Here is a 2,550-nt window from a genome sequence, read left to right as displayed (position 1 = left end):
CGCTTAAAGACTAAAGTTACCTTTAGCCCTCCAAGACTCGCTACGAGCGAATGGCTAGTTCTTACTCGGCGGGATTCCCACCCGCTATATGATACGACCTAGGCTCGGCCGCACACCTGCTCCGTTACTTGAATAAGAAAAATGCCTTGCACCTTATTGAAGCAAAGCACCCGTTAATTGAAGAAGACTATTTCAAAAACTTCAAATTCTTATCCTTTAACATAAATTAACCCAGAAATTACTAAAGAAATTATACCGACAAAACCAGATATTAACGCTATTTTCGTTCTGGAATTTCTGTCTTCTGGGGTTTCTGAATAAAAATTTCCTCTTTGACGGTCTCCATCAACCCAAGCCCCGATAAAAACACCTGAAATAATAATACCTACTATCCCCACAATTAGAAAAAACTGAAACAATAAAATGCCCCCTTTTTAACCGCCTACCAATACATACGCATTAAGGGTATCTTTGTTTCATATTAGTTTTCCTTTTTCCGCTATACTGCTCCTTTAGCTTATTCAGGAATTTCAATTGAATGTTGCTTAATATAAAAAAGAACTGTACCAATTGGGATGGTCTTGAAAAGCTTAATATTTCCCCTTTCTGGTAAAATAGCTTCAAATAATCCCTTCTATCCTTTCCTCATCCTAGTATGAAAAATTACTTTCCCTTCTTCAACACTCCTAGACCGTAAGTCCAATAAGAAAAATGCCGCTTATCCTTAATAGACATTTAAGTTAATTTTAATCAGTTATTAATAAATAGACCTCCAATTTATCATATAGTAGAGAAGTAGAGCTCAAATGAAAAAATGAAATCGAAAGAATGACTACTTCCAAAAAGGAGATGAGAACATTTTTCGAAAAACTCGGCATTGTCTGAGCATATTGAAACTTCAGATAGGTGAATATTAAGCAAAGAATCACATTCCACCCTTTTTTTGAAATCGTCAAGATTATGGCAACCATTATGGGAGGATAGCGCTGACTTCCTAAATGTATACTTGGATTTGGATATGTATCCTTCTATAGAGAGAAATAAAACTAAGTTGTGGGAAACCACTTTAAAGAAAGGAAATTATAAATGCAAGAAAACCAAAATAAAATGAAAGTTTTACTTAACAAAGTGCCACAAGTGACGATTTTCTTTTGGGTCATCAAAATTTTGTGTACAACTGTTGGTGAAACGTTTGCTGATTTCATCAATTTCAACATTGGACTTGGTTTAACTCTTACTACCATTATTATGGGAGTTGCATTTTTTATTGCATTGTTTCTTCAATTTAAAGCAAGCAAATATGTTCCAGCGATTTACTGGGTAACAGTTGTTCTTATAAGCGTATTTGGCACATTGGTAACGGATAACTTGACAGATAATATGGGCGCACCACTTGAGGTTAGTACAGCTGCTTTCTCGGTGCTACTAGGACTGACTTTTCTATTATGGTATCTTAGTGAAAAAACACTATCGATCCACTCTATTTTCAATAGAAAAAGAGAGGTTTTCTACTGGCTTACGATCCTTTTCACCTTTGCACTTGGAACTGCAGTCGGCGATTTATATTCCGAACAACTTGGTTTTGGTTATCTTAACACAGGAATAGGCGTTGTTATTATTATAGCTCTTGTGTTCTTTGCTTATAAATTTTTGAAACTTGACGGAGTATTAGCTTTCTGGATTGCGTATATTTTAACTCGTCCACTTGGAGCGTCAATTGGAGATTACCTATCTCAATCAAAAGTAAATGGTGGATTAGGACTCGGGACAACCGTTACGAGTGTGATTTTTCTTATCACTATTTTAGCGATTATCGTTTTCCTTGCCGTTTCAAAAATTGATACAAATGCTAAAAGTGATATAGCGGAAACCAACCAAAGAAATGGAAATAAGAAACATGTGCTAAAACAAACGATTGTTGTACTCTTAATTTTCTTAGTTGTTGGTATAGGTGGTTATAACTGGCGTAGTAATAATATTGCATCACAAGGTGCTACAGAGCAAGCTACATTAGCAGGTCAATTAAACGATTTTGTTAAAATTGAAAATGATATGCTAAACGCCGTAAATATTAACGACTTTGCTTCAGCAAAAAAAGACGCTGATAATTTGGAACATCAGTGGGATACACAAGAACCTAAGCTTCGAAAAATTGATAGCACTACATGGACAAAAATTGATGGAACAATTGACTCTGTACTTGCGGCAGTTCGTTCTTCAAAACCTAATGTTAATCAAAGCAATACAGCACTTACTCATTCACATAGTGTCTTAAAAGCTGCAAATAAATCAACATCAAAACCGGGTGCGTCACAAACTACATTATCTGGACATTTAAACAATTTTGCAAAAATCGAAAATGATATACTAAACGCTGTAAACAAAAATGACTTTGCTTCAGCAAAAAAAGGGGCAGATGAATTAGAACATCAATGGGACACACAGGAACCTACGCTTCGAAAAATCGATGGAGCTACATGGACGAAAATTGATGGAACAATTGATGTTGTATTAGCAGCGGTTCGTTCATCGAATCCTGATGGAAACAAG

Annotated in this window: 2 protein-coding genes; one reads left to right on the top strand and one right to left on the bottom strand. The window is 35.6% G+C overall.

Annotated elements, in window-relative coordinates; all coding sequences use genetic code 11:
• Window positions 1–209: 209 nt before the first annotated feature.
• A complete protein-coding gene (locus tag ACE198_RS27550; RefSeq protein ID WP_098573011.1) occupies window positions 210–419 on the bottom strand; it encodes a DUF5316 family protein in 210 nt (69 codons plus the stop codon).
• A 667-nt stretch (window positions 420–1,086) separates the two neighbouring features.
• Here ACE198_RS27550 and ACE198_RS27545 point away from each other — a divergent pair.
• On the top strand, window positions 1,087–2,550 hold a 1,464-nt coding region (locus ACE198_RS27545), incomplete at its 3' end, for a COG4705 family protein (protein WP_375377756.1).

The organism is Neobacillus sp. KR4-4 (assembly GCF_042136325.1).
Taxonomy (GTDB): domain Bacteria; phylum Bacillota; class Bacilli; order Bacillales; family Cytobacillaceae; genus Neobacillus.
This window is presented reverse-complemented; position numbering and strand designations above follow the sequence as displayed.